General features: G+C 70.0%; 18 protein-coding genes, 2 pseudogenes and 1 riboswitch. Of the genes and pseudogenes, 10 read left to right on the forward strand and 10 right to left on the reverse strand.

Translation table 11 applies throughout. The features are described 5' to 3' along the window. The first annotated feature begins 843 nt into the window (after window positions 1–843). Window positions 844–2,853: a sensor histidine kinase gene (locus tag WMF39_RS06545; RefSeq protein WP_437744682.1), complete on the forward strand. Its 2,010-nt coding sequence runs from the start codon at window positions 844–846 to the stop codon at window positions 2,851–2,853. Beyond that, window positions 2,837–3,214, forward strand: a complete 378-nt coding sequence (locus tag WMF39_RS06550) for a response regulator (RefSeq protein ID WP_437744683.1) — start codon at window positions 2,837–2,839, stop codon at window positions 3,212–3,214. Before WMF39_RS06545 ends, WMF39_RS06550 begins: the two co-directional genes overlap by 17 nt. Window positions 3,215–3,332: 118 nt before the next feature. On the opposite strand, the gene WMF39_RS06555 is transcribed toward WMF39_RS06550, so the two are convergent. The 4 genes from WMF39_RS06555 to WMF39_RS06570 form a co-directional block, all read right to left on the reverse strand. Further along, window positions 3,333–3,995, reverse strand: coding sequence for a glutathione S-transferase family protein (locus WMF39_RS06555; protein ID WP_437744684.1), 663 nt, complete (start codon window positions 3,993–3,995; stop codon window positions 3,333–3,335). Window positions 3,996–4,021: 26 nt separating this feature from the next. Further along, window positions 4,022–4,495 carry a hypothetical protein gene (locus WMF39_RS06560; RefSeq protein ID WP_437744685.1) on the reverse strand — a complete coding sequence of 158 codons (474 nt, stop codon included), beginning with the start codon at window positions 4,493–4,495 and terminating at the stop codon, window positions 4,022–4,024. 227 nt (window positions 4,496–4,722) lie between these two features. Beyond that, a complete protein-coding gene (locus tag WMF39_RS06565) occupies window positions 4,723–6,603 on the reverse strand; it encodes a hypothetical protein (RefSeq protein ID WP_437744686.1) in 1,881 nt (626 codons plus the stop codon). Window positions 6,604–7,719: 1,116 nt separating this feature from the next. Next, window positions 7,720–8,727, reverse strand: coding sequence for an aldo/keto reductase (locus tag WMF39_RS06570; RefSeq protein WP_437744687.1), 1,008 nt, complete (start codon window positions 8,725–8,727; stop codon window positions 7,720–7,722). A 57-nt stretch (window positions 8,728–8,784) separates the two neighbouring features. Between WMF39_RS06570 and WMF39_RS06575 the strand changes: the two genes are divergently transcribed. Then, entirely contained in the window at window positions 8,785–9,696 is a 912-nt protein-coding gene (locus WMF39_RS06575) for a LysR family transcriptional regulator (protein ID WP_437744688.1), read from the forward strand. 126 nt (window positions 9,697–9,822) lie between these two features. Here the strand turns inward: WMF39_RS06575 and WMF39_RS06580 are convergent, their stop codons facing one another. Both WMF39_RS06580 and WMF39_RS06585 read right to left on the reverse strand, forming a co-directional pair. Then, window positions 9,823–10,776: a serine/threonine-protein kinase gene (locus WMF39_RS06580; RefSeq protein ID WP_437744689.1), complete on the reverse strand. Its 954-nt coding sequence runs from the start codon at window positions 10,774–10,776 to the stop codon at window positions 9,823–9,825. Between the two features lie 380 nt (window positions 10,777–11,156). Continuing rightward, window positions 11,157–12,992, reverse strand: a complete 1,836-nt coding sequence (locus tag WMF39_RS06585) for a vWA domain-containing protein (RefSeq protein ID WP_437744690.1) — start codon at window positions 12,990–12,992, stop codon at window positions 11,157–11,159. A 112-nt stretch (window positions 12,993–13,104) separates the two neighbouring features. Between WMF39_RS06585 and WMF39_RS06590 the strand changes: the two genes are divergently transcribed. Beyond that, window positions 13,105–14,130: a lipoyl protein ligase domain-containing protein gene (locus tag WMF39_RS06590; protein ID WP_437744691.1), complete on the forward strand. Its 1,026-nt coding sequence runs from the start codon at window positions 13,105–13,107 to the stop codon at window positions 14,128–14,130. A 230-nt stretch (window positions 14,131–14,360) separates the two neighbouring features. On the opposite strand, the pseudogene WMF39_RS06595 reads toward WMF39_RS06590, so the two are convergent. Then, window positions 14,361–14,501: pseudogene (locus WMF39_RS06595) on the reverse strand (aminotransferase class V-fold PLP-dependent enzyme); the annotation flags it as partial. Window positions 14,502–14,596: 95 nt separating this feature from the next. Then, window positions 14,597–14,711: riboswitch (SAM riboswitch) on the reverse strand. A 224-nt stretch (window positions 14,712–14,935) separates the two neighbouring features. On the opposite strand from WMF39_RS06595, the pseudogene WMF39_RS06600 reads away from it, so the two are divergent. The 5 genes and pseudogenes from WMF39_RS06600 to WMF39_RS06620 all read left to right on the forward strand — a co-directional run bounded on the left by WMF39_RS06600 (window position 14,936) and on the right by WMF39_RS06620 (window position 21,861). Further along, window positions 14,936–15,771 (forward strand): annotated as a pseudogene (locus tag WMF39_RS06600) (gamma-glutamyltransferase). A 1,141-nt stretch (window positions 15,772–16,912) separates the two neighbouring features. Further along, window positions 16,913–18,601: a chemotaxis protein CheA gene (locus WMF39_RS06605; protein WP_437744692.1), complete on the forward strand. Its 1,689-nt coding sequence runs from the start codon at window positions 16,913–16,915 to the stop codon at window positions 18,599–18,601. Between the two features lie 55 nt (window positions 18,602–18,656). Then, on the forward strand, window positions 18,657–19,211 hold the full coding sequence (locus WMF39_RS06610; RefSeq protein WP_437744693.1) for a chemotaxis protein CheW: 555 nt from the start codon (window positions 18,657–18,659) through the stop codon (window positions 19,209–19,211). Further along, window positions 19,208–20,203 carry a CheR family methyltransferase gene (locus tag WMF39_RS06615; protein ID WP_437744694.1) on the forward strand — a complete coding sequence of 332 codons (996 nt, stop codon included), beginning with the start codon at window positions 19,208–19,210 and terminating at the stop codon, window positions 20,201–20,203. Before WMF39_RS06610 ends, WMF39_RS06615 begins: the two co-directional genes overlap by 4 nt. Then, a complete protein-coding gene (locus tag WMF39_RS06620; protein ID WP_437744695.1) occupies window positions 20,182–21,861 on the forward strand; it encodes a methyl-accepting chemotaxis protein in 1,680 nt (559 codons plus the stop codon). The genes WMF39_RS06615 and WMF39_RS06620 overlap by 22 nt, the downstream gene beginning before the upstream one ends. A gap of 240 nt (window positions 21,862–22,101) precedes the next feature. Here the strand turns inward: WMF39_RS06620 and WMF39_RS06625 are convergent, their stop codons facing one another. The 3 genes from WMF39_RS06625 to WMF39_RS06635 form a co-directional block, all read right to left on the reverse strand. Further along, the gene (locus WMF39_RS06625; RefSeq protein ID WP_437744696.1) at window positions 22,102–23,163 is read right to left on the reverse strand and encodes an endonuclease/exonuclease/phosphatase family protein; all 1,062 of its coding nucleotides are present in this window, start codon (window positions 23,161–23,163) and stop codon (window positions 22,102–22,104) included. 187 nt (window positions 23,164–23,350) lie between these two features. Continuing rightward, complete coding sequence (locus tag WMF39_RS06630) at window positions 23,351–23,554, reverse strand: hypothetical protein (protein ID WP_437744697.1); 204 nt, start codon at window positions 23,552–23,554, stop codon at window positions 23,351–23,353. 15 nt (window positions 23,555–23,569) lie between these two features. Next, the gene (locus tag WMF39_RS06635) at window positions 23,570–24,265 is read right to left on the reverse strand and encodes a TetR/AcrR family transcriptional regulator (protein ID WP_437744698.1); all 696 of its coding nucleotides are present in this window, start codon (window positions 24,263–24,265) and stop codon (window positions 23,570–23,572) included. Between the two features lie 83 nt (window positions 24,266–24,348). Here WMF39_RS06635 and WMF39_RS06640 point away from each other — a divergent pair, with 83 nt between their 5' ends. Next, a complete protein-coding gene (locus tag WMF39_RS06640) occupies window positions 24,349–25,485 on the forward strand; it encodes an FAD-dependent oxidoreductase (protein ID WP_437744699.1) in 1,137 nt (378 codons plus the stop codon). The last annotated feature ends 65 nt before the right edge of the window (window positions 25,486–25,550 follow it).

A 25,550-nucleotide genomic window follows, 5' to 3' on the forward strand; every position in this document is an offset into this window, starting at 1 on the left:
CCCGCCGTCGTCGCAGCATGACCCTCGGCGCAGACGCAGACCTCCAGGTACTCCGACTCGGCCCTGATGGTCTGGCCAGGTCCACAGGGCTGTTCGCTGTCATAGACGCAACCAAGGAACGAAAAAGCAACGGTATTGGCCATCAGAAAGACTCGACCCCATCGGCGTGACGCCGAGGGGGGAGGTCCATGCAGCAGTCTCGCAGACATCACGCTCATCCCTTGTTGTTGGGTTCGTTGCACAACCTTCGAACGCAGAGTTTGCAAGAGGAGTGAACCTCTCTGTTGTCGAGCCGACCGAAGGGTAGCTCGGCTACTGCCGTCGTAGCTGGTCTGCCCAGATCCCAGCGTGCCCGTCCACTGCGGCCATGCCCCCGAACTGCCCGCACATGGACAATGCTACAGGGATCTGCGGCCAGTGGAAGACGCAATCTGCGCACCTGGGAGGGCGGCTCAGCGCAGGGCGACCCGAGTTCGCGCTGCGCTCCACGGATCTGCGTGGCCTCTTACAGGCGTCAAGCGGGACAGCCTGGGCGCCGGCATGAGCTGTTGTGCTACACGTAGAGTCCGTGGTGCGCCCAGCACCCGACGATGCTCCTTGTCGCGCTCGACAGCGCCCGGCTGTTCGCCGAGGCCCAGGAGGCGATCCGCCGGCTTCGCCCCATTTTCACCGTCCGGAGACCCGGGAGCCGCCGCGCTCGCCCGAGCGGCGACGGGCCGGCCAGCGTGACGTCACCAGGTCCGGGGCGCGTACGTTGCCGGATCGCTGGGGGGTCGGTGAGCGTCATTGTGGATTGCTTGACAACCTGATGGCCCTTCGCACGATTCCTCATCGTGGGGGAGCATGCGTACCGGACCCGACGATCAAACGGAGCCAGGCGCGCTCGTTGTCGAGCACGCCCGCCACCCGGGGCCGGGCGAGCCCGCGGAGCGCGCTGAGCGCGCGGGCCTCGGGCCGCATAAGGCCGCCTCGGGCTGCCCGCCGGAGCAACGTACGGACGATCTCGGGACGAAGAGCCCTCCGCCGGGGAGCGGCCGAAGAGCCCAGTCGAGCACGGTCGCGACCGACATCCCGACGGACATCGCTCGCAAGTGGCAGGAGATGACCGATCTCCTCGCGGAGATCCTGCGCGTCCCGGCCGCTCTGATCATGAGGATCGAGCCGCCGGAGATGGTCGTCTGCGTCTCCAGCGAGTCGAAGGGGAACCCCTTCGCGCCCAACGAACGAGCGCGCCTCGGCTCCGGGCTCTACTGCGAGAGCGTGATGAAGACCCGAACGCCGCTGCTGATCCCTGACGCCCTGAAAGACGAGCAGTGGAAGTCGAATCCGGACATCGAGCTCGGGTTGATATCCTATCTCGGCTTCCCGATCACCTGGCCCACGGGGGATATCTTCGGAACCATCTGCGTGCTGGATGACCGCGCGAACCATTACAGCAAGGCCTACCAGGCGCTCATGCAGCAGTGTCGCGACGTGATCGAGATGGACTTGAAATCCATCTTCGCCCTCGATGCTCGCCTGACAGAAGAGGCCCGGGCAAAAGAGCGGCTGGAGCAGCAGGTCGCCGAGCGCACCGCCGACCTGCGCCATGCCAACGCCCAGCTCAGGCAGAAGATCGCCGAGCACGAGCGGACGGAGGCGGCGCTGCGGAAGGTCGCGGAGGAGTGCAGGTGCGCGGAGGAGGCGTTGCGCACGAGCCAGGAGCTCCTGCGCGCCATCATCGACAGCTCGACGGCCATCGTCGCCGTCAAGGACATCGAGGGGCGCTACCTCCTCGTCAACCGCCGCTTCGAGGAGCTGTTCGGCGTCGCTCGCGAGGCCATCGTGGGCAAGAGCGACGATGACGTGTTCTCTCGGGAGCACGCCGAGGCGCTTCGCGCTTTCGACCGGCGGGCGCTCCTCGCCGGGACGGCGCTGAAAGACGAAGAGGTGATGCCCGAGGACGACGGCGTGCACACCTATCTCACCATCAAGTTCCCTCTGCGCGACGTCGCCGGCGTCCCGTACGCGGTGGGCGGCATCTCCACGGACATCACGGAGCGGAAGAAGATCGAGGCGGAGCGCGCCCTGGTCCTGGAGCACGAGCAGAGGGCTCGGACCGCCGCCGAAGCAGCGGTGCGGATGCGCGACGACTTCCTGTCGATCGCCTCACATGAGCTCTATACCCCCATCGCGGGCCTGAAGCTCGCCGTGCAAGGCTTGATGCGCGAGGCGACGACGCTCCCCGCCGGCGCGACGAAGCTGGCCAGGATGGCCGAGCGGCAGTGCCAGCGGCTCGTCAGGCTCATCGAGGATCTGCTCGACGTGGCTCGGATCCAGGCAGACAAGCTCGATCTGAAGCTGGGAGACGTCGATCTCCGGGCGCTTTCGCAGGAGGTCGTGGAGCACTTCGACGTGGAGCTGAAGCAGGCAGGAAGTGCGGTGAGTTGGCGGGCGGACGCCCCCGTGGTGGGCATGTGGGACAGGGCCCGTCTGGAGCAGGTGGTGACGAACCTGGTGCTGAACGCCATCAAGTATGGGAGGGGCAAGCCGATCGAGATCAGCGTCGCGGCCGAGGGCGAGGTGGCCAGGCTGGTCGTCGCCGATCGCGGCATCGGGATCGATGCGAGCTGCGCGCCGTACATCTTCGAACGCTTCGAGCGAGGCGTCTCGGCGCAGCACTACGGCGGCCTCGGCCTGGGGCTGTACATCAGCCGCCGGATCGTGAACGCCCATGATGGCTCGATCCGGGTCGAGAGCGAGCTCGGCGCGGGGGCTGCCTTCATCGTGGAGCTCCCCCTGCGCCGGCGCTGCCACGCTCTGCCGACCGAGGTGTCTCTGCCGGCTGGAGGTCCCGATGAGCCCGCAGGATGATCATCACGACGGTGTCATGATCGTCGATGACGACGGCGGGTTTCGCTCCGTCGTGGAAGAGCTCTTGCAGGCATGCGGCTACGAGGTCGTCTGCGCGGAGAACGGCGCGGTGGCGCTGGATCTGCTCCGCCGCGGCCTCCGCCCGAGCATCATCCTGCTCGATCTCATGATGCCGGAGATCAACGGCTGGGAGTTTCTCGCGCTCAAGCGACGGGAGCCCGCGCTGGCGGACATCCCGGTGGCGATCCTGTCGGGCGTCGACTCACTGGAAGCCAGAGCAGCCACCCTGGACGTGTGTGCGCTGCTCAAGAAGCCGATCGATCTCGACACCCTCCTCGCCGTGGTCGCGAAGACACGATGAGCTCGTGTCGGGGAGCTCGTTCGGCGCTCGAGACATCATCCAGCGACGGCGTCGACCCCGGCGAGAGCGGCGAGGGGTCGCGCCCATGGCGATGGCTGGTCGCCTACGGCTGACCTGCTCACCCGCGCCGACCGGCGGCATCGAAGCGCGGAACCTCCGGGAGCTCCGGGGCATCGAGCCCCGCGAACGGATCGCGCCAGGCGTCGAGCTGCCACAGGCGCGCGTGCCAGGCCGCGACGCGCGGGTAGTCCGAAAGCGGCAGGCCGGCGAGATCCGCGAACGGAAGCACCGACGCCACGCGAAAGTCTGCATACGAAGCCGCGCTCCCGACGAGCCAGTCCCTGCCGCTCAGGACCTGCTCGAGCAGCGTCGCCGCCTCGGCAAACCCCGAAAGCCCCTCCGCCACGAGGTCGTCGCGGATGGGACCGAGCCCGTAGCGCTGCTTCGTCACCCGCTCGAAATGGACCTTGTCGCACGCGGCGACGAAGTTGTGCGTGCCCCAGCTCAACCAGCGGATCATCTCCGGTTGCGCGGTGCCCGTGCGCCAGAAATCCGAGCCCGTGAGCTGCGAAAGGCGGCACGCGATCGCGTCTGTCTCCCAGAGCGACTGGTCCCCCTCGACCAGGATGGGCACGCGCAGGTTCGGGTTCAGCGCTCGAAACTTCTCCCGCTGTGACGGGTCGAGAGGAGCCGCGTGGACGTATTCCACAGGTGCATCGAGGTGGCGCGCCACGGCGACGGCGACTCGTGGATTCAAGTTTCGGCTGAAGTACAGTTTCATGGATCTTCCTCTCCAAGGCCCTGCGATCACAGGCCGCAGCCGACCCAGGTACGCTCGATGGTCTTGTAGTCCTGGGTCATTCCGCTGGCACTGGGGCAACCGGTCGAAAGGATCACCGTGCCCTTGATCTGGCACGATGACGAACTCACGAACGTGCTGTTGCCGATGGCGACAGGGGCCTGCGGCGTGCCGACCAGGCCGTCCTGCTGCGCGCTCACCGCCGACCAGGACGCGGTCGAGCTGGGCTTGATCGAGGAGGCGACGAACACGGAGTACTCCATGCCGCTCTCGACGCCTGGCACGAACGGATTGTCCTTGACCTGCCCGGACTGGGACTGGACGGTCGCGGTGCTGGTCGTCTGGCCGAAGGTGATATCGACCTTCGCTTGCAGATGGCTGTTGCACAGATAGACCTGCTGCGAGAAGTTCGGCGGCGGGGCGCCGGCCGAAGCGGCGCTCGTGAACATGAGGAGGGGGAGTACGAGCACGCGGATTTTCATCCAGATCTCCTGTCTGTTTCGTTGCGGGGAGGCGGCGATGCCCATCGCATCGCCGCGCGCGGGCGATCTCCGCACAGCCCGCGGGCGCTGGCAAGCGGCAAGGCTCCGGCAGCGAGTCCACGCGAGCGGCGGGCTCGACGTCCGGCCCGCGACAACACGCCCGCGCCCGACCGGCCTCATGGCGGTTATTTCGCCATCGATGTCGCGCCGCTCGTAAGCCGCTGCCGCTATCGCGCGAGCTTCGCGACGAACATCGTCTCTTCCCCTGTCCCGTACAGAGCGCTGCCACCGAGATCGAGCTTGTGCGCGAATTCGCCCGTCATCACGATGCTCCCCGCGCCGTCCCAGGCCATGGCGTTGATCATCGGCCGCTCGAACTCGCCTACGACGTACTCCATGTCGCCCTTGCTCCAGCGTTCCGAGCCCACGCCGTCGAGCTCGACCACCCTGAGGACATCGCCCATGCCCCATTCCCAGCCGGCGAGGAGCAGCCCGCCGTCTCCGACCGGCGCCATTGCGGTCAGCCATTCTGACGGGAGCGAGGTGTCCCAGAGGAGCTGGCCGTCGGCGTCGAGCTTGACCAGCACGTGGGTGTCAGAGACCGGACCTCCGCCGAAATCGCACCGGCCGATCACCCCCGCGTGGATGAACACGTTGCCCACATCATCCACGGCGGCGAGCTGGGGGCGGATATAGCCGTAATCTTCGGGGCCGGCGCCGACGCTCCAGTTCCAGAGCTCGTTGCCCGCCGGGTCGAGCTTCGTCACGACGAGATCGCTGTCGCCATAGTCAAAGTCCGGCTCGATGAGAACTGGCTCCCGAATGACCTCGATCCACGTCACGACCACGTTGCCGGCCGCGTCGACCCCGACCCTGGCATCGCGGGAAGGGGTGTCGTCGTCGACCCCCCTGGCCCAGAGCAGCTCGTGGTCGCCCGTCATCTTGAGCACGAAATGCGACGCGGAGCCCACCGTACCGCCGACCCAGAAAGGACCGCCTCCGAAGTCGAGCTCCGTCGCCTCCGTGCTGCCCAGGAGGACGATGTCCCCGGCGGGATCCGCCAGCACGTCGAGCGCCGTGATGTCGTGGGGACTCGCGAAGGACAGCTCCCAGCGCCAAGTGCCCGCGGCATCGAGCTTCACCAGGACCATGTTGTCCTCGCTCCGATTCCCGGTCAGGAACACGTTCCCGAGCGCGTCCACCGCGATGGCAGCGTTCGACCCGAGGTAGATGCCATGGTCCGCGAGCACCTTGTGCCACACGGGCTCGCCCGAAGGATCGAGCTTGACCAGGAGCCTGTTGCTGCCCCCGCTCGATTTCACGATCGGCACGTCGCCGCCGATCTGCGCTTTCTTTTCGAAGGCGCCGAGCGCGAACACGTTGCCGCTCCGATCGACGGTGATGTCGTGGCCGTGCTGCGCGCCCATCGCGTCGTAATGCCAGGTGGACTCGAACGATCCGGAGTCCCCCAGCTCGGCGGTATACGCGGTTTCCCCGGCGCCCATGAGGACCTCGCTGCCGAACGCGATCTCGCCCTGGTAGGATCCCGCCAGGGTGATGGCCCCGGACGCCGCGCTGGCGACCGCCACGTGGTGCTGGTCGCCTCCGTCGCCTGCGCGCCCGCCGAGGAGCGGATTGCCGTCGGCGTCGAGCTTCGCCCAGAAGAGTTCCGTACCACCGGCGCTCGTCAGCACCCGAGCACCGAGCGCGATCGATCCTTGAAAGACACCACCGAGCGCCACGGTGCCGGACGGACCCGCCGAGAGGCTGCGGCCGGCCTGCTCGCCCTCGTCGCCGAGCCGGAAGCTGTAGCGGTGAAGCCCGGCCGCGTCGAGCTGCGCCACGAAGGCATCCGCGCCGCCGGCGCTCACCAGCGGACCGCCGCCGAAGTCCACCGTGCCTTCGAAGGAGCCGGTCACGACCGTCCGCTGCGCGCTGTCGACGGTCACGTCGCTGGCCTCGTCGTGCCCGGTGTCGCCGAACCCTTCGATCCAGATCGGCTCGCCCGCCGCGCCGAGGCTCGCCACGAAGGCGTCCGCGCCGCCGGCGCTCACCACCGAGACGCCGTCGAGCTCCATTTCCCCCTCGAAGCGCCCTGCCAGGAGCACGTCGCCGGCCGCGTTGCACGCGACGCTCGTCGCGCGCTGGTCCCCCTCGCCGCCGAGGCGCCTGCTCCAGAGCGGAGCCCCCGCGCTGTCGAGCTTCCGGTTCCGATGTTTCTGACGCCGCGATGCAGCGAACCGACGAACAGGGTGTACCCCGACGGGTGCATGACGACGTCCACGGCCCGGCTCTGCGGCTGGAAGCCGAAGTGCCTGCTCCAGACGTGCTCCCCTCCGGCGCAGGGCGGGGCCGCGCCGTCGCAGTTCTCGTCGACCGGTGTTGTGCAGGCCTCCGTCGCCGGGGTAACCTCGCCCGTGCACGGGCCGAATCCTGCGCCGTCGGCCGCGCAGGTGGCGACCCCCTCTGCGCATTGGCCGACCCCGGCGGTCCCGCCAGGGCCTGTGTAGCAGGCGATCGTGCTGAAGGGAACGCACGCCTGACTGCCGCCGGCTCCGCCGCTACCGCCGGCTCCGCCGCTACCGCCAGCGCCGCCGGCTCCGCCGCTACCGCCAGCGCCGCCGCTACCGCCAGCGCCACCGCCGCCTTCGCCGCCGCTACCGCCAGCGTCGCCGCCAACTCCGCCGCTACCGCCAGCGTCGCCGCCAACTCCGCCGCTACCGCCAGCGTCGCCGCCTTCGCCGCCGACTCCGCCGCTACCGTCAGCGCCGCCGCCGCCTTCGCCGCTGGAGCTTGCCGCGCTCTCAGCCACACCAGCGCCAGCGCCCCCGGTACCGGCTCGCCCTGATCCGTCGCCGCTCGGCGCGTCATCGCACGCCAGTGCCACGGACGACAGCGCCGTCACGATCGACAGCCGCACAACGCTCCGCCACATCCCTCGCGTCATCATGGGGTTCGTCTCCCGCCCGTTCGATGCGGGACGACGCGCGTCCATTCAGCGGCCCAGCAGGCTATGAAGTGAAGGCGGCCCCTTCGATGCGGACGGCCTTCACTCGACAGCACGGGAGGCAGAGCAAGAGCGTACACAGGGAGACGGGGAAGAGAGAGATAGGATCCCCATCTCTCGTCTCCCCGCATCCTCGCCTCCCTGTGAATCTTTCCTTCTTCCTCTCCGCCCAACCCGATCGATTCATCCATGCATCGACGATGAGGCGGCCCTGAGGTCACCTCTCGCTGTCGAGCATCGCCATCATGGGCGCGGGGTAGCGGGTGCCGGCGATCTCCTCCGCGGGGACGGCGGCCTCGAGCTCGGCGAGGTCGGAGGGCGAAAGCGCGATCTCGAGGCCGGCGAGGGCATCCTCGAGCTGCTTCCGCGTGCGCGCGCCCATGGTCGGGATCACCGTGACGCCCTGCGCGGCGCCCTTGGCGCGGACCCAGGCGATCGCGAGCTGCACGGGGGTGACGCCGCGCCTCTCTGCGAGGCGAACGAAGGCGTCGACGAGGGCCTGGTTCTTCCGGGCGTTGTCGCCCGAGAAGCGCGGCAGGTGGGCCCGCATGTCGCCCGCGCCGGCCGGCTTGCTCCCGGCCAGCAGGCCGCGCGAGAGCACGCCGTACGCGGTGACCGCGACGCCGAGCTCGGCGAGCGCGGGGAAGATCGTCGCCTCGGGGCCGCGGCTCACGAGCGCATACTCGATCTGGAGGTCCACGATCGGGTGCACCTTCGCGGCGCGGCGGATCGTCTCCACGCCCACCTCGGAGAGGGCGATGTGGCGGACATAGCCCGCCTTCACCATGTCGGCGATGGCGCCGATCGTGTCCTCGATCGGGACCGCCGGGTCCAGGCGCGCGGGCCGGTAGATGTCGACGTAGTCGACGCCGAGGCGCGACAGGCTATGGGCGAGGAAGCTCTTCGTCGCCATCGGACGGGCGTCGAATCCGAGGAAGGTGCCGTCGGGCGCGCGCAGGCCGCCGTACTTCACGCTGAGCACGGCCTTGTCGCGCCGGTCCTTGATGGCCCGGCCGACGAGCATCTCGTTCTTGCCCATGCCGTAGAAGTCGCCGGTGTCGAGGAGGCTCACGCCCCGATCGAGCGCCGCGTGGATGGTCGCGATGCTCTCCGCCTCGTCGCTCTCGCCGTACCAGCTGCCCCCGCCCATGCTCATGCAGCCGAGGGCGAGGGGGAAGACGGAGGGGCCAGCTTTGCCGAGCTTGGTGGTGTTCGTCGTCGTCATGCCGTCACCCTAGGCGCTCGCGTTTCATTGCTCCAATGAATAGTATGTATTCTCGACATGCCTGACGTTTATGGGAGAAACCTCGACCTGAACCTGCTCCGCGTCTTCGCCGTCGTCGCCGAGGCGGGCAGCGTCACGGAGGCGGCGAGCCGGCTGTACCTGACGCAGCCGGCCGTGAGCGCCGCGCTCCGGCGCCTGACCGCGACGATCGGCGCGCCGCTCTTCGTGCGGAGCGGGCGCGGGGTCGCGCTGACGAGCCGCGGCGAACGGCTGCGCGCGTCGCTGAAGCCGCACCTCGGCGCCCTGATCGACGCCGCGCTGGCGCCGCCGACCTTCGACGCGAAGACGTGCGAGCGCACCCTCCGCCTCGGGCTCTCCGACACGGCCGAGGTGTGGCTGCTCCCGCCGCTCTTGCGCGCGCTCGAGCGCGAGGCGCCGCGCATGCGCGTCGTCGCCGTGCCCGTGCAGTTCCGCACCGTGGGCGCAGCGCTCGCCGGCGGCGTCGACGCGGCGATCACGGTCGCCGACGATCTGCCTTCGAACGTCCGCCGGCGGCCGCTCTTGAAGACCGGCTTCACCTGCCTGTACGACCCGCGCCACGCGCGCCTGCGCAAGCTGACGGAGGCCCAGTACTTCGCGCACGATCACGTCATCGTCTCGTACAACGGGGACCTGCGCGGCTTCGTGGAGGACCTGCTCGGCAAGACGCGGAGGATCCGGTGCTCCGTCGCGAGCTTCTCCAACCTGGGCGCGCTGATCGACGGCACGGCGATGCTGGCGACCGTGCCCGAGATCGTCGCCGACGACATCCGCGCCGTCAGGGCGCACCTCCGGACCAAGCCCCTGCCGTTCGAGGTCCAGCCCGGGTACATGGAGCTGCTGTGGCCCGCCGCCACGGACGACGACGAGGCGTGCAAGTTCGCGCGGGAGAAGATCGTCCAGATCGCGCGGCCGCTGAGCAAGAGATGACCTGCCTGCCGGCCCGTCAGCGCCCATCGACCCGGAGAGAGTTCCATGAAGGCACGAAGATCATCGATCTTTCTTCCGGCCTTCCCGCCTTCTGGATCCACCTGGAGCGCGGTCTGCCCCCGGTCCCTACGCCCCCGTCGCCCCGCGCGGCTGCCGCGCCGCGGCCGTCGCATAAGGCGGCTCGCGGCCGGCGCGCACGGCGGCGAGATCGGCGCGCATCGTCCTCGCGTCGGGATATCGCTCCTGCTTGAGGAAGGCGAGGGCGCGGTCGACCACGGCGCACAGGCCGGGCGGCGCCGTGGGGGCGTGCATCGCGAGGGGCGGCGCCTTCTCGGTGGCGACCGCGATGAGCAGGCGCGCGTCGTCCAGGTTGCCGTGGATCGTGCGGCCCGCGAGCAGCCGGAACATCGTCGCTCCAAGGCCGAAGAGGTCGGTCCGGCCGTCGATCTCGTGGATGAGGCCCAGGGCCTGCTCGGGCGCCATGTAATCGTCGGTGCCGATCGACACGCCCGTCTTGGTCTTCGTCATCTCCGGCACCCCGGCGACGTCCTCGAGCAGCGGGTCGAGGACGCGCGCGAGGCCGAAATCCAGCACCCGCACGCGCCCGTCGCTCCCGATGTGGAGGTTCTCGGGCTTGAGATCGCGGTGAACGACGCCGTGCTCGTGCGCCACGATCAGCACGTCGAGGACCCGCTCGCCGAGCGCGAGCACCTGCCCGACAGGGAGCGTCCCGTGCCGCGCCATGCGGTCGAACACGGTCTCTCCCTCGAGCACCTCCATGGCCATGTAGACAAGGCCGTCGTCGGTGGCCCCGGACTCCAGCACCTGGGGGAGCCCGTCGCAGAGCGGCGCCACGGCGGCCAGCGCGCTCCCGATCGGCCCCTCGCGCAAGAACCGCTTCCGCACCGCCTCGATCTCGGCGAGCTCGGCGTGCAGGACCTTGAGCGCCGCCACGCACCCGTCCGCCCGGCGGCAAAAGAAGACGCTCGCCATGCCGCCGACCCCGAGGACGCTCTCCACCGCCCAGGGGCCGATCCGCGTGCCGACGCGCTGCTCTGCCAGCTCCTCTTCGGTCACCATGGGGAGATGCTACCACCGGCGGCTGCCCGCCGGGCCTCGTCCCGCGCCAGTTTGAATTTCAAGTCTCCCGGGAGGGTCCTGGCAGCGCATTGGACCGTGATCGAGGGGGCGCGCCGGGGGGGCCGCCGACCCCTCCGCGGGTCAGCCAGAGCGCACGAATGTCGCCGCTGGCCATCACCAAGGAGGGTGAACCCGTAGAACGTCAGCCAGCCCAGCCCCGTGGCGATCCCGGCGTGGGGGAGCTCGCTGAGGAGGAAGCTGCTGAGCGCCGCCCTCTGTTGCACACATGTTCCAAACCCAAGGCATCGTCTTCGACAAATCTCCGGCCTACGAGCTTCCGCGACCGTCTTGCGGCGGATAAGACAAGCAGATGCTGGAGGTCAGCGCCCCGTGGACGTCCCCGACTGAGCGAGCGCCTGGACCGCTCGCCATAGCTGGGTCACCACGTCGCGATCCAGGCCGACGGTAGAGAGCTTCCCGAGGCACCCGGCGCAGACATGACCGGCCTGGAGCTTGATAGCCACGTCGGCCTTCTGCTGGCAGAGGTCGAAGAGGCAGGCGAGGGTCTCGGTGTGCAACAGCTTCGCGGGCTCATAATCGGCGGAGAGGGCGTGTAGCCCGTAGAGGAGCAGCTCGTAGGCCACGAAGGACGCGGCTGGCAAGGAGATGAGCTGATCCAGGCCGGCCAGCGAGATCACCGCCGTCCGGTGTCCCGGATGCCAGTGCGAGAACCAGCGGTCCAGCAGGGGCTGCTCCACGAAGACCACCTTGAGGGCGCCGGGATCCAGCGAGTCCGCGTAGGTGGCCAGCTCGTCCTCGCCGCGCTGCGAGAGCGGACCGGCAGGGATCGAGGCCCCCTGGAACGACACGTCCACGTCGAAGGCCGGCGCGCCCTTCACACCGCCGAGCGCCTGGGATGCCGTCCGGAGCAGCGGGTCCAGCCGGGCAGCCGTGGGGACCCCGAGGACCCGAGGGCCCGGCCGGGCACGGCCGCGGCCGCCCATCTTCATGGCCATCATCGCGTCGTAATAATGGCTCTTCTTGCTCAGGGAGGACATCGGCCTGGAATAGGCATCTCGCTCGGCGTCGAGCCGGTCCGCCTCGGCCCGGATCTCGGGATCCCCGTCGGCGTAGCCTCGGAGCCGGTTGGCCGCGTCGGCCAGCGTGGACGCGGCTTCCTGCCACCGGCGATCGTCGTTGAGCCCCAGGGCCACCCGGCGAGCGCGGGCGGCGTCGAGCGCAGCCGCGGCCCGGAGCACCTCCGGATCCGCCGGCTGGGCGCGGACCTGCTCCTCCGCGACCCGAGGCCATGCCAGCGTCCAGGGCTCCTTCGACAGCGCGCCGTCCCGGTCCGTGAGCGCGACGTCGACCAGGTGCGTCTCGCCGATCGCGCCGGCGGGGAAGCGCAGCCGGAACATCGGGGCCAGCACCATCCCGCCCGGGAGCGAGCCGAGCGAGAAGGAGCAAGTCCCGCCGTCGCGGGTGCAGGGGTAGTCATTGAGCGACTCCACCTCGACGCTCTCGGGCGCGCGGATCAGGAGCGCGGCGTCGCGGGCGACCACGGAGAGCACCTCGCCGATCTCCCGGCCGACGAAGCCGGGGAGCTCGTCGGCGCGCGCAGCGAAATAGAAGTTGCCGCCGCCCTCCTCGGAGAGGCGGCCCAGGAGGAATTCATTGAAGCCCTCGCCCAGGCCAATGGTGCTGGTGGTCACCCGGCGCAGCCGCTGGGAGCGGGCATGGGAGGTCAGCTCGTCGGGCGAGGTGATCCCGTGGTTGGCCTGGCCGTCGGTGAGCAGGAGGACGCGGCCGATGGCATCCTCGGGCAGGTGCGCGCCCACCTCGGCGCAGCCGCGGAGCCAGCCGCCGCCCAGGTCGGTGTTGCCTCGCGCGGTCACCGTGTCGAGCGCGGCCTCGGCGCGGAGCCGCGCCCCAGGCGTGGCCTCGGTGGAGGGGATGGGCACCTCGACCTGGTGGTCGAAGGTGACCACGCTGAAGCGGTCGCCGGGCTGGAGGGTGCGGATGGCCTGGCGAGCAGCTTCCAGCGCGAGCCGGAGCTTCTCGCCGGACATGGAGCCGGAGCGGTCGATCACCAGCGAGAGGTGGACAGGCTTGCGGGCCTGGCTCCCCTCGGGCCGGGGTACCGTGATCTCCACCCGGAGCAGTCGCTCCGCGGGCTCGGCGGGGAGCCATGGTCGATCGGGGCGGGCGTTGAACATGGCACCATGGCACACCCCACCCCGGGCTGCCGTCAACGGGTCGATGGCTTCCGCAGGCCGGCAGATCGCCGCATCGCCGCGCGCCGAGCTTCACGCCAAGGAGACTCCCTCGATGCCCGCCATGCACTCGCTCCCGCCGGTTCATCGCCCTCTCGAGGACGCGCTCGCGCTCGGCCCCGCGCTGCTCGCGCGCGCCCGCTCCGCAGGGGAGGCGCCCTGGCTCGCCGCCAGCCTCGTCGAGGGGCCTGCCGTGGTGCTGGGCGCGGCCCAGCGCGCAGCGCGCGTGGTCGACCTCTCGGCCTGCGCCGCGCGCGGCGCGAAGGTCCTGCGGCGCGCCACGACGGGCACCGCCGCGTTCCTCGGCGGGCGCGGCGTCGTGTGGACCCTCGCGCTGCCGCACGCCGCCGCGCTCGCGCCCGACGCCACGGCCCGGACGCTCCTCAACCGCAACGTGCGCGGCTTTCTCAAGGGCTTCTCCCGCGCCGGCGCGCCCGCGCATTACTTCGGGCGCGAGTGGATCTCGCTGCAGCACCGCCCCGCCGCGCTGCTCGGCCTCGACGCCACGCCGGACGGCGCGGTCCTCATCGAGGTCTTCGCGGGCCTCGACGCGGCGCCCGCGATCCCCCCGGAGCTCGCGGCGCCGGACGAGCGCGTCATCGACCGCTGGCTGGGCAAGGCCCCGGCCGCGCTCTCCGAGGTCCTCCCGGCGCGCCTGTCGCTCGAGGCGCTCGCGCGCGCCGTCGTCGAGGGGGTCGCCCTCCGCGCCGCGCTCCCGCTGATCGACGGCGGCGAGGCGCCCGAGCTCGCGGCCGAGCGCTTCCAGCCCGTGACCGCGCCCGACGATCCGGTGCCGCCGGGCGCCTCCGCCGCGGTGCTGGCGCGCGTGCCCATCGGCTGGATCGAGGCCGCGGCGCTCGCCGACGATCCGCACGTCCCGCTCGTTTCGCCGGCGCGCGCGTGGCTCGGCGGCGACGTGCTCACGGCGCGCTGGCTCCTCGACGCGCTCGGCCGGGGGGATGCGCCGGCGCGCGGCGAGGACTTCGACGCCGAGGCCTCGCCGCTGGAGGGGGCGACCCTCGCCGACCTGCGCGCGCTCGCGCGGCGCGCGCTCGCCCTCGGCCGCGCGCCCGGGGGCTGATCCGCCTCAGGGGGGCGCCTGGCAGGGCGCGAGCTGGCTCGCCAGGGGCCCGAGCGCCGCGCTGGCCGCGCCCCCGGCGAGGAGGCCCGCCAGCGCAGGGCGCGGGCGAGGATCCGGATCGGGGACATGCCGCCCTCCGTCGAGGCGATAACGCCAGCGGGGACCCCGGGCGACGAGCTCGGCGATCGCGAGGAGGAACCGGTCGATGTCCGGCCCGCTGGTGCCGACGCCGAAGCTCGCCGGTGTGGAGCGAGCTGGGCCGCGTCCACGGCGAGCCGCGCGCCGTGGCGATGGGCGACCGCGGCGAGCTCCGGGAGCGGCCACAGCTCGCCCGTGACGTTGCTCGCCCCCGTCACGGCGAGCAGCCGATGGCGTGAGAGCACGCCGCGCAGCGCGCCGTCGGCCCGCGCGATCGCCTCGTGATCGACATACCACCTCACGAGTCCAGGGGACTCCGGGCGACCAGAGTCCGCGCTTGCCCGCCGCACATGCGGCCGGCCAGGTCGTCACCCGGGACACCCCACCGCGGATCGGAGGGTTGTCGGCCAGCGAGCCGGGGCTACGCGCTGGCGCTCATGACCTGCCGAACCCATTACCGCGATGGTTGCCTTGTGGCAAGGACCGGCTCGACCTCACAGCCGCCCGCTCGGCTGCGAACGCCGGTACGGCGGTTGCATTGTGAATCTCCGGAGCAATGCGATGCCGCACATGGCGGCTCCTGGACAGGGCCCTCACGGCCGACTCTGCCGCAGAGGCGGGGTGCGACCGTGAGCCGTCCGTCCTCCAGCGCACCCCGAGAGGACCCATGAAGACACCCGGACTCCTTCTCGCTCTCTTCCTCCTTTGCGCCTCCTGCAGCGCCTGCAGACCGGACGAGAGGCTCGCTCCGGTGGGCCACGGCGGCTCCGCGCCGGGCCACGCAGGCGCCGAGCCGGACGCCACCGAGGGCGGCGCCGGGGACGACCTGTTCGCCCGGCTCCCGGAGATCGCGCCGACGGCCACCGGGCGGCGGGGGGCGGCGGCGACGGTCGATCTCCGCGGGACGCTGGCCGCCATCGAGATCCTGAAGCGAGGGGGGAACGCCGCCGGGAACATCGTGTCCTATACCTGCACCATCGAGTTCGAGGGCGGCAATGGCATCGTCGTACCGGGGTACGGCTTCCTGCTGAACAACGAGCTCACGGACTTCAACATCCCGCCCGACCCGAGCTCGCCGCACCCAACGCCGTCGAGCCGGGCAAGCGGCCGCGCAGCAGCATGAGCCCCACGATCGTCCTCAAGGACGGCAAGCCCGTGCTCGCGCTCGGCTCGCCAGGCGGGTCCACCATCATCACCACGGTGCTGCAGATCCTCGTCGGCCAGTTCGATCTGGGCCTCCCCATCGACAGGGCGCTCGCGGCGCCGCGCCTGTCGCAGCGCAACTCGGGCGACGGCGCCACCGACGCGGAGACGGCGTTCCTGAGCGCCCCGGAGGCCGAGGGGCTCGCGTCCCTGGGCCACGTCCTCTCCGACGCGGGCACGATGGGAGGCGAGATCGGCGCGGCCACGGCCCTGCGCTTCGACGGCGATGGGACCGTGACCGCGGTCGCCGAGCCGGTCCGGCGCCACGGCGGGAGCGCGATGGTCGAGCAGGAGCGGTGAGCGCGGCGCACGCGCGCCCCTCGGGGCCCGGACCCGACGGCTGCCCCGAGCACCCCGGAGGCGGGGCGCTCAGGGCGCCGGAAGCCAGGCGCTGCGCCAGCGCGGTGAACCAGCCCTCGAGGTGCCACCTCCGCGCGATCCGGTCGGGCGAGGCCCGTCGCGCGATCCTGGTGTTGGTGGGGCAGCAGTCGGTAAGTAACCGTGATGCTTCAGCAGCAACGGCATCGTGACCCGCGAGCGAGCGCCAGCGTTGATGCCGTCCACGCGCAATCGATGATCGGCTGCTCTGGCAGCTGTGCCAGTCGAGCTACCACGCTCCCGCGGTCGAGCTCGGCCTGTTCTGCCTTCCCGAGGGCGCCGCCCTCGACCCTCAGGAACCCTCGCGGAGCGCCGAGCGATGGATTCGAGGGTGCGGTCCGACAACGGATCTCGCCGGACCGCACCGTCCATGGGTCGCGGGCGGCGCTCACGCCCTCCAGGCGTCCTTGTGGCTCGACATCCGAACGCACCCGCGCGTCGCTCCTTCAGGCTTGCTGTGCGTTGTTGCGGCGCACATCCTTTGCTTCCCTGCTACCTGTCTCCCTGCCGCCTCCCTTCCAGCTGCCTTCGACCTCCATGAGCTCCCGGTCGCGGAGCTCGCGCGCCTGGTCCGCGCGCGATCGCTGTCGCTGCGGGGATGGCGCCTCCACTCGAGGCCGCGCGCTCCGGCTGCAGGCCTACCAGCGCCTGCCCGCCCGCATGCCGCCAGCGCCGTGGTCGCGAACCTCATGGAGAGGATCCGGGCGAGCCGGTAAATCATCGCGACCGACAGGGACCAGATGCGTGCCTGTTGCAAATTTCTATTGGAGGTTCCGCCTGCTCTCGTGGTAGGGTGATCCTGCTCGGGGGAGACGCCCTGCTGGCAGGTGGCTGGCAGGTGGCTGGCAGGTGGAAGAGGGGGAGTCGTGCTCATGCGCGATGGCACAGCCGCGCCATGTCCGCTGAATCGGATCGAGGGGGGCAACGATGCCGCGGAAGAAAATCCTGCTGGTCGACGATTCTCAGACCCTCCTGCATATCGAGCAGATGGCGCTGAGCAAGCACTAGAGATCGTCTTCCGGACGAGCGACGGCGCCATCTCGATCCGGCCTCTGTGAGCCGCATGGACAGCGATCGCGACGAGCTGCTCCAGACGTTCACGCCAGAGGCGCACGAGCTCCTCGACGAGATCGAGCGCGCGCTGCTGCAACTCGAGACCGGCCGCGACGCTCACGAGGTCCTCCAGCGCGTCTTCCGCGCCACCCATACGCTCAAGGGGAGCGCCGGCTCGATAGGCCTCGGCGGCTTGAGCGATCTCGGGCACGCCGCCGAGGACATCATCGAGGCGCTCTGCCGCGGCGAGCTCCCGCTCTCGACGCCCGTGGTCTCGCTGCTGCTCGAGACGGTGGACGCAGCCCGCCGGCTCGTTGCCGAGGTCGAGCGGGGGCAGGCCGAGCGCAGCACCTCGTACAGAGGGGTCGTCGCGCGCCTGGAGGAAGCGCGGCGCGGAGGGCTGAAGGCGGAGGAGGACGCGGGGGCGACGAGCGCGCGCCGCGCGACCGAGGACGACGCGGAGGGAGCGACCGGCATCAAGAGCATCCGTGTCGCCGTCGAGAAGCTGGATTGCATGGCGGATCTCATCGGAGAGCTCACCCTCGGCCGGAACAGGATCGCCCGGACGCTCCGCGCGGTGCGCGGCGACGCCGGCGCTGCGCTGCGCGACGAGATGGAGGAGCAAGATCGGCTCTGCAAGGAGCTGGAGGAGGCGGTGCGCGCCGCGCGCATGGTGCCGGTCGGCCCCTGGTTCCGGCACTACGAGCGCACGGTGCGCGATCTCGCCCACGCGCACGGCAGGCAGGCGCGCCTTCTCGTCGTGCACGGCGACGTCGAGGTGGACACGGCCGTGGTCGAGCGGTTCCGGGACGCCCTGACGCACATCCTGCGCAACGCGATCTGTCACGGCATCGAGCCGCCCGAGGCGCGGCGCGCCGCGGGCAAGGACCCCTGCGGCACGATCACCCTTCACGCCGCGCACGAGCGGGGCGGCATCGCGCTCCGGATCTCCGACGACGGCGCCGGGATGAGCCGCGAGCGCATCGCCGCCCGCGTCTGCGCGCTGGGGAGGCACCCGGAGCCCGAGGCGCTCCCCGATCATGAGCTCTTCAGCCTCGTGTTCGAGCCCGGGTTCTCCACGGCGGCGGAGTCGTCCCACCTGGCGGGGCGCGGCATGGGCATGGATGTCGTGCGGCGCAGCGTGGAGTCGATCCAGGGCACGATCCGGATCGAGAGCCGCGAAGGGCACGGCACGTCGCTGTCGATCCAGCTCCCGCTCACCCTGGCCACCATCGAGGGGCTCTCCGTCGGGATCGGCGGCGAGCGGTACGTGATCCCGCTCCGCGCGGTGCTCGCCTGCTGCGATCTGCCCCGCGGCGCGCTCGCGCACGGCGGCGCCCAGGGGCTCATGATCCGGCGCGGACGCGCGCTGCCGTGCGTCCGCCTCCGGGCGCTCTTCGGGCTCGGCGGATCTCCCCCGCCGGACGAGCGCGTCGTCATCGTCGCGCACGACGGCTCCGAGGCCGGCCTCGTGGTCGACCTCCTCGACGGCGAGGGGCGCACGGTGGTCAAGCCGCTCGGCCAGCTGTTTCGCCGCGTCCGGGGCATCTCCGGCTCGACCATCCTCGGCGACGGCAGCGTGGCGATGATCCTCGACGTCGACGCGTTGCTCGGCGGCGTCCTCGGGGACCTCGGCCCGGTCGAGGCCCCCGACGAGCGCAGGGCAGCGCCAGCGGCCGCCGGAGGCAGCCCAGGATGAGCCGGCGCCCCGGCGCGCAGGGCGCCCGTTTGCCATCTCTCTCCATGGAGGCGTCATGATCTCCGACGCGTCGAGCCCCGTGTCGCAATATATCTCCTTCATCATCGCGGGGGACGAGTACGCGGTGAACATCCTCCGGGCGCGGGAGATCGTCGAGCACAGCGTCACATCGCGGGTCCCGATGATGCCAGCGTGCATCGTCGGCGCCATGAACCTTCGGGGCCGCGTCGTGCCGGTCATCGATCTCGCGGTCAAGCTCGGGCTGCCGCCGACGAGGGTGAGCCGGTGGACGTGCGTCCTCATCGTCGAGACCGAGCTCGACGGCGAGAACACCCGCCTCGGCCTGCTCATCGACGGTGTGGGCGATGTGCTCACGCTCTCCGAGGGCGAGATCGAGCACGCGCCGGCCTTTGGCGCGCAGGTGCGCGTGGATCAGCTGCTCGGGATGGCGAAGGTGGGCCAGAAGCTCGTGCTGCTGCTCAACATCGACCGCATCCTCTCGCCGGCGGAGCTCATGGCCTCGACGACGCCCGGCCCCTCGGCCCCCGGGGCCCCGCCGGCGCTCCCGGGCGGCCACGGTGCGCCGGCCGGCGAAGGGGACAGGCCATGATCTCGCTCGCCGAGCTGGGCCCGCGCGCCCTCAGCGACGAGGAGTTCGCGCTGTTCCAGAGGCTCGTCAAGAGCGCCTCGGGCATCGCGCTCGGCCCGCAGAAGAAGCCGCTCCTGATCTGCCGCCTCGGGCCCCGGCTCCGCGCGCTCGGGCTCCGCAGCTTCGGCGAGTACTACCGCCGCGTGACCGCGCCGGGCGGCGAGGGCGAGCTCGTGCACATGCTCGACTGCATCTGCACGAACGAGACCCATTTCTTCCGGGAGCGCGATCAGTTCGAGCTCCTCGAGCGCGAGATCCTCCCGGCGTGGCACGACAGCGCAGGCCACGGAGCGTCCTTCGCGCGCGGCCGCCGCCCGCTGCGCGCCTGGAGCGCGGCCTGCTCGACCGGGGAAGAGCCCTACTCGATAGCGATGTCGTTGCTCGACAGCCTGCCCTCCCGGGATCGCAGCGACGCGGCGGGACAGGCGCCGCCACGGGCCGCCGCCGCGTCGACCGGCGCTCCGGGGATCTGCATCCTCGCGACGGACCTGTCCGTCCGCGCGCTCGACCAGGCGCAACGCGCGGTGTGGCCGATCGAGCGGGCCTCGGAGATCCCGGAGGAGCGCCTGCGCAGCTACATGCTCCGCGGGACGGGCGCGAGCGCGGGCCTCATGAAGGCCCGGCCGGAGCTGCGCAGGCTCATCACCTTCCGGCGCTTCAACCTGCTCGACGCGGCACCCAAGCGATTCGGCCTCTTCGATCTGATCTTCTGCCGGAACGTCCTCATCTACTTCGACGCCGCGACGAAGGCGTCGATCGTGGCGAGGCTCATCGCCAGCCTCGCGCCTTCAGGGTACCTGTTCCTCGGACACGCCGAGGGCCTCCACGGGACGGACCACCGCGTGCGGTGCGTCGCGCCATCCGTTTATCGGCTCCCGCCCCCGGCGGGGCTCGCAGGAAGCCGCACCACATCTAGCCCGGAGCATGCATCATGCTTGCGCATATCGGAGTAGGCCGGAAGCTCTACCTCGGCTTCGCCGCCATGGTCGTCATCGTCCTCGGACTGGCGGGCACGTCCTACATGAGGTTCGCGGAGCTCGACGAGGCCCGCTCGTGGGACCAGCACACCTACGAGGTGATGCTCACGACGAGAGAGATCATGGCGTCGCTGCTCGACACCGAGACAGGAGAGCGCGGCTTCGTCATCACCGGGGTGGAATCGTTCCTGGAGCCGTACCGCAGCGGGCGAGACCGGTTCGAGCAAAGCCTGAGCCGTGCCCGGGAGCTCACCAGGGACAACCCGCGCCAGCAGACGCGCCTCGAGAAGATCGACAAGCTCCACGACGAGTGGCTCTCCTCCGTGCTGGAGCCGATCATCCAGCAGCGCCGCAGCGCGGACGAGGCGAGGGGGCCGGCGGATCGCGCCGTCGAGGAGGTCAAGCAGGGGCGCGGGAAGGGCCTCATGGACCAGATGCGCACGGCGCTCAAGGAGATCGACGACGAGGAGGTCGCCCTCCTCGCCCAGCGGCAGGCGGCGACGAACGCGCTCGTCAAGACGATGTACGTGACGCTGCAGATAGGAGGTCTGCTCGCGATCGTCGTCGCCGCCGTGCTCGCCGTCGTCTTCAGCAGGATGATCCTCTTGCCGCTCACCCAGGCGGTGTCGATCCACCAGCGCATCGCCGGGGGCGACTTCACGGGCAATGTCACGGTGAAGAGCTCCGACGAGTTCGGCCAGATGCTCGGCGCCGTGAAGGCCATGTCGGAGCGCCTCGCGGGCCTCATCGGCGAGGTCCGGAGCGGCGCGGTCTCGGTCTCCTCGGTCTCGGTGCAGCTCTCGGCGACGGCGCAGAGCCTGTCGCAGGGCACCAGCGAGCAGGCGGCGTCCGTGGAGGAGACGATGACCAGCCTGCAGCAGCTGAGCGGCACGATCGCGAAGAACGCCGCCAACTGCAAGCAGGTCGAGGAGACGGCGCACCGGAGGACGAGGGACGCGGAGCAGAGCGGTCAGGCGGTCCGGGAGACGGTCGAGGCGATGAAGGCGATCACCCAGCGGATCGTGATCATCGAGGAGATCGCGTACCAGACGAACCTGCTCGCCTTGAACGCCGCGATCGAGGCGGCTCGCGCGGGCGAGCACGGCAAGGGCTTCGCCGTGGTCGCCACGGAGGTGCGGCGGCTGGCCGAGCGAAGCCGGGATTCGGCGAAGGAGATCGGCTCGTTCGCCGCGTCGAGCATCGTCGTCGCGGAGCGCTCGGGACAGCTCATCGCGGAGCTCGTCCCGTCGATCCGGGAGACCGCGGAGCTGGTGCAGGGCGTCGCCGTGGCGTCCAAGGAGCAGTCGAACGGCGTGGCCCAGATCAGCGGGGCGGTGGAGCTGATAGAGCAGGCCACGCAGCGCAACGCGGCGATCTCCGAGGAGCTCGCCAGCACGGCGGCCGAGCTCTCGGCGCAGGCAGAGCAGCTCCAGAACGTGATGGCGTCGTTCCGCCTCGCGCAGGAGAGCGACGGCGACCCGGGCCAGAGGCCAGCGGCGCCGGGGCGTTTACCGGACCGCCGCGGCGGCAAGGCGCTGTGGAGGCCGCCGCAGAAGGGCCCCCCGAGCGGCGGCGCATCGAGCAACGGGCGCGCGCCGCGCGCCGCAGGCGATCAGGACTTCGTCCCGTTCTAGAGCGACGGTCGCCCGCTTCGGATACGGGCCCACCTCGACGTTCTCGGTGCTCAGCGCACCTTCGTACGCTTGCGCGCCGAAAACGCCGATCTGGGCCCGTCTCCTGCGCGGGAGACCGCCGCTCTGCTCCTCGAAAAAGTGACGCTGTATCAGGAGCTTATCGATGCATCGAGGAGGCCGCGTTCACTCCGCAGCCTGCGGGCGTTACAGCGCGCAAAGCCGCAGAACCCGCGAGCGGGCTCAAGCCTCCTCTTCGATCACGTCCTGCGCTTCCTTCTTCATCGGCTTGTACTTGAAGATCGCGCGAATGATGCCGTGATCGTTGGTGCCGTCGGCCTTGTGATCCTCGAAGTTCAAATGATCGTTATTCACCGTCATGCCGTCGAACATCCATAAACGTTTGCGGCTGTTGTCGTAAAACTCCTGGCTCACCAGGATGTGATCGAGCGATTCGCGTATGTCCTGATGGACATGCGTGTAGTAGACGTCCCTTGTGTCGCGATACTCCTGCAAGGTCTGCGCGGTATAGAGTGCGGTGTCCCCACCTCCAGCCGAATCGCCTACCAGGTACTTCGGTTGGCCGGTCAACACGTTGGCAGTGTTGCTCTGCTGCCCATCGTTGATATCGCCGATCACGATGACGGGTGTATTGTTGCCCTTCATCTGTTCTGTCAAAAGGAAGCGAAGCGCTGCCGCCTCCGCCGTTCGACGGATCGTCGAAAGCGCCGACCCGAGCCCGGCCGAGTGCTTTGAATATGCAGTCCTGTCTGCCTTGAACCAGGCTTCGTTGAATACTTTCGTCGGCGCCTTGGATTTGAAGTGGCATACGTAGACATGAATCGCAGGGTCGTTTTCGCGCGGTTTTATCGTGAAGTGGAGGACCGGTCTGGAGAAGCCGCTGATGCCCACGTTGATGTCCGGCGTTTGCGGATCGTCGCCGCTGGATTGCAGAACGAATTTTCTGGGGAAACGCTCTATCCAGCTCGGCTGGCCTTCCAGGAGTCCCTTGCGTACGATGGCGGCACAGACGATCTTCGTTCCCGTAGCCTCTGCCGGCGTCAGCACATCGTAATTTTCCGTCATGCCCGCGGCCTGCAAGCATTTGTTCAAGGAATCTCGGTGCCATAATTCCTGGAACCCGCAAACGTCGGGTTTCAGTATTTTTAGCTGCCAGGCGACCCATTTGAGCTTGAGATTGTATTGATCCTGGGTCCAGCCCTCCGGGTCCGAGTACATCGGTAATCCGGGTTCGTTGAGGTTGAAGAGATTGAAGGTTGCAATGCTCAGCTCTCTCAAATTCATGGTCGTCTTATTTCCTCCAGGGGTTGCCGCTCACGTATGAACGACGAATCCGACGAATCGTGGGTTCGCCGTCCTGTGACGCTTCCTCCGCGTCGCTGCTCCAATGCGCGATGCGCCGCAGGTGCAGCGTCGGTCGATTTACCATTGAGCGCCACAGGAGCCAGGAAATCCAAACGCGATCCGAATGTCAATCTCCTCGTCGTGGCCATCCCACCATACAGCCACGCTGTACGCGCTGGTTGACGTAGAGAACCGCATCCCTCCTGAAAGCGAGCTCGATGACGCGGAGCGGGCGGAGTAAGCGCTCCAGGTAGCCGCGCATGTCCGCATCGTCGTCGGCGACGATGCGCGTCCTCGCGCCCTCGGAGGTTTCACCGACCGGCGCTTGCATCGCGACGTCCGCGGCTTACTTCGAGGCCGCGACTCCGGCGAGGATCAGGTCGATCCCGGCGAGGAACTCTTTGCGGTCGTCGTGGCCGGCGAGGTGGGCGGCGACGTTTCGGGTGAACGGGTACTCACGGGCGTCGAGCTCGCGCCAGCGCGCCGCCGCCGCCTCGAGGAAGTCGACGCGGTTCGTCGACGGCGCGAGCTCGCGGCGCGCGAACTGGCTCGCCGTGGCGTTCTGGACGCTCACCCCGATGACGTAGCTGAGCAGCGTCGACGCCGCGGTGAACTGGGCGCTCCCGCGGACGCCCAGCGCCTCGACCTGGCGGCCGAGGCGCTCGTAGATCCGCAGCATCGCCGTCTCCCACGGAGCGCGTGAGAGCTGCGCACCCACCCACGGGTGCGCCTCGATCGCGTCGAACACGCCGAGCGCGACGCGACGGATCGCCTCGTGCGGCCGGGTCGAGCCGCGCACTTCGCCCATCGTGCGCGCGACCACGGCGTCGGTCGCGGCGGCGAGGAGCTCGCTCCTGTTCGTGACGTGCCAGTAGATTGCGCCCGGGCCCGTCGAAAGGCTCGTCGCGAGCGCGCGGAACGTCAGCCCATCCTCACCGTCCGCGTCCAGCAGCGCGATCGCCGCTTCGACGATCCGCTCGCGCGAGAGCGCATCCTCGCGGCGTTTCTCGCGCTCCGGCCCTCGCGCCGCCTTCTTCGCCACGGCTCCATCTTGACAGTTCTGGAGCGGCGTTCCAGGTAAATGAGTGGAACGATGTTCCAGGCTGAAGACCGAGAGGAATCAAGATGACTTCCATCACCATCATCGGCGCCGGACCGGGCGGGCTCACCCTCGCGCGCGTCCTCCACGTCCACGGGATCCGGGCGACCGTGTACGAGGCGGACGCCTCCGCCGAGGCGCGCACCCAGGGCGGGATGCTCGACATCCACGACTACAACGGCCAGCTCGCGCTCGAGGCCGCCGGCCTCTCCGACGAGTTCCGCGGCATCGTCCACGAAGGCGGTGAGGCGATGCGCCTGGTCGATCCGCGGGGCACGGTCCTCCTCGACCAGCCGGACGACGGCTCCGGCGTTCGCCCCGAGGTGCTCCGCGGCGACCTCCGGCGCATCCTCCTCGACTCACTCCCGCCTGACACCGTGCGATGGGGCCGCAAGCTCACGGGCGTGCGCGCGCTCGGCGACGGAAAGCACGAGCTCACCTTCGCGGACGGGTCGACCGTGACCACCGGCCTCGTCGTCGGCGCCGACGGCGCGTGGTCGAGGATTCGGCCGCTCCTCTCCGACGCGAAGCCCGAATACGTCGGCACCACCTACATCGAGACGCACCTGCTCGACGCCGACGCGCGGCATTCCGCCAGCGCCAAGCTCGTCGGCGGGGGCGCGTTCTACGCGCTCACGCCCGGCAAAGGCATCATCACGCACCGCGAAACGAACGGCGTCCTCCACACCTACGTCGCGCTCACGAGGCCAAAGGCGTGGATCGAGGACATCGACTTCACCGACCCGGAGACGGCGCGGGCGCGCGTCGCCGCGGAGTTCGACGGCTGGGCCCCGGCCCTGACCGCGCTCATCACCGACGGCGAGACCGATCCGGTCCCGCGCATGATCCACAAGCTCCCCGCCGGGCATCGCTGGGATCGCGTGCCCGGCGTGACGCTCCTCGGCGACGCCGCGCACCTGAGCCCGCCCGACGGGGAAGGCGCAAACCTCGCGATGGTCGACGGCGCGGAGCTCGGCAAGGCCATCGCCGCGCACCCGAATGACCTCGAAGCCGCGCTCGCCGAATACGAAGAAGCGATGTTCGTTCGTGGAGCGAAGGCCGCCCCCGAAGCCGCGGCGACCTTCGAGCTTTGCTTCGGCGAAACCGCCCCGCACGGCCTCATCGCATTGCTGTCGGGCGGGGAGGCGCGGTCGAGCGGCTAAGATGTGCGCCTGCCGTCGAAGCGCTGTCATGTGTCTCTGAGATTTGCCGAAATTAGACGCTCGTG

The organism is Sorangium sp. So ce1504 (assembly GCF_051521635.1).
Lineage (GTDB): Bacteria > Myxococcota_A > Polyangia > Polyangiales > Polyangiaceae > Sorangium > Sorangium cellulosum_B.

Coding starts and splice junctions, on each gene's coding strand:
- WMF39_RS06560 (WP_437744685.1), bottom strand. CDS start 4,495: ATGAAAATCCGCGTGCTCGTACTCCCCCTCCTCATGTTCACGAGCGCC.
- WMF39_RS06620 (WP_437744695.1), top strand. CDS start 20,182: ATGCTTGCGCATATCGGAGTAGGCCGGAAGCTCTACCTCGGCTTCGCC.
- WMF39_RS06615 (WP_437744694.1), top strand. CDS start 19,208: ATGATCTCGCTCGCCGAGCTGGGCCCGCGCGCCCTCAGCGACGAGGAG.
- WMF39_RS06580 (WP_437744689.1), bottom strand. CDS start 10,776: ATGGTGACCGAAGAGGAGCTGGCAGAGCAGCGCGTCGGCACGCGGATC.
- WMF39_RS06575 (WP_437744688.1), top strand. CDS start 8,785: ATGCCTGACGTTTATGGGAGAAACCTCGACCTGAACCTGCTCCGCGTC.
- WMF39_RS06570 (WP_437744687.1), bottom strand. CDS start 8,727: ATGACGACGACGAACACCACCAAGCTCGGCAAAGCTGGCCCCTCCGTC.
- WMF39_RS06605 (WP_437744692.1), top strand. CDS start 16,913: ATGGACAGCGATCGCGACGAGCTGCTCCAGACGTTCACGCCAGAGGCG.
- WMF39_RS06555 (WP_437744684.1), bottom strand. CDS start 3,995: ATGAAACTGTACTTCAGCCGAAACTTGAATCCACGAGTCGCCGTCGCC.
- WMF39_RS06610 (WP_437744693.1), top strand. CDS start 18,657: ATGATCTCCGACGCGTCGAGCCCCGTGTCGCAATATATCTCCTTCATC.
- WMF39_RS06630 (WP_437744697.1), bottom strand. CDS start 23,554: ATGCAAGCGCCGGTCGGTGAAACCTCCGAGGGCGCGAGGACGCGCATC.
- WMF39_RS06640 (WP_437744699.1), top strand. CDS start 24,349: ATGACTTCCATCACCATCATCGGCGCCGGACCGGGCGGGCTCACCCTC.
- WMF39_RS06545 (WP_437744682.1), top strand. CDS start 844: ATGCGTACCGGACCCGACGATCAAACGGAGCCAGGCGCGCTCGTTGTC.
- WMF39_RS06590 (WP_437744691.1), top strand. CDS start 13,105: ATGCCCGCCATGCACTCGCTCCCGCCGGTTCATCGCCCTCTCGAGGAC.
- WMF39_RS06550 (WP_437744683.1), top strand. CDS start 2,837: ATGAGCCCGCAGGATGATCATCACGACGGTGTCATGATCGTCGATGAC.
- WMF39_RS06585 (WP_437744690.1), bottom strand. CDS start 12,992: ATGTTCAACGCCCGCCCCGATCGACCATGGCTCCCCGCCGAGCCCGCG.
- WMF39_RS06625 (WP_437744696.1), bottom strand. CDS start 23,163: ATGAATTTGAGAGAGCTGAGCATTGCAACCTTCAATCTCTTCAACCTC.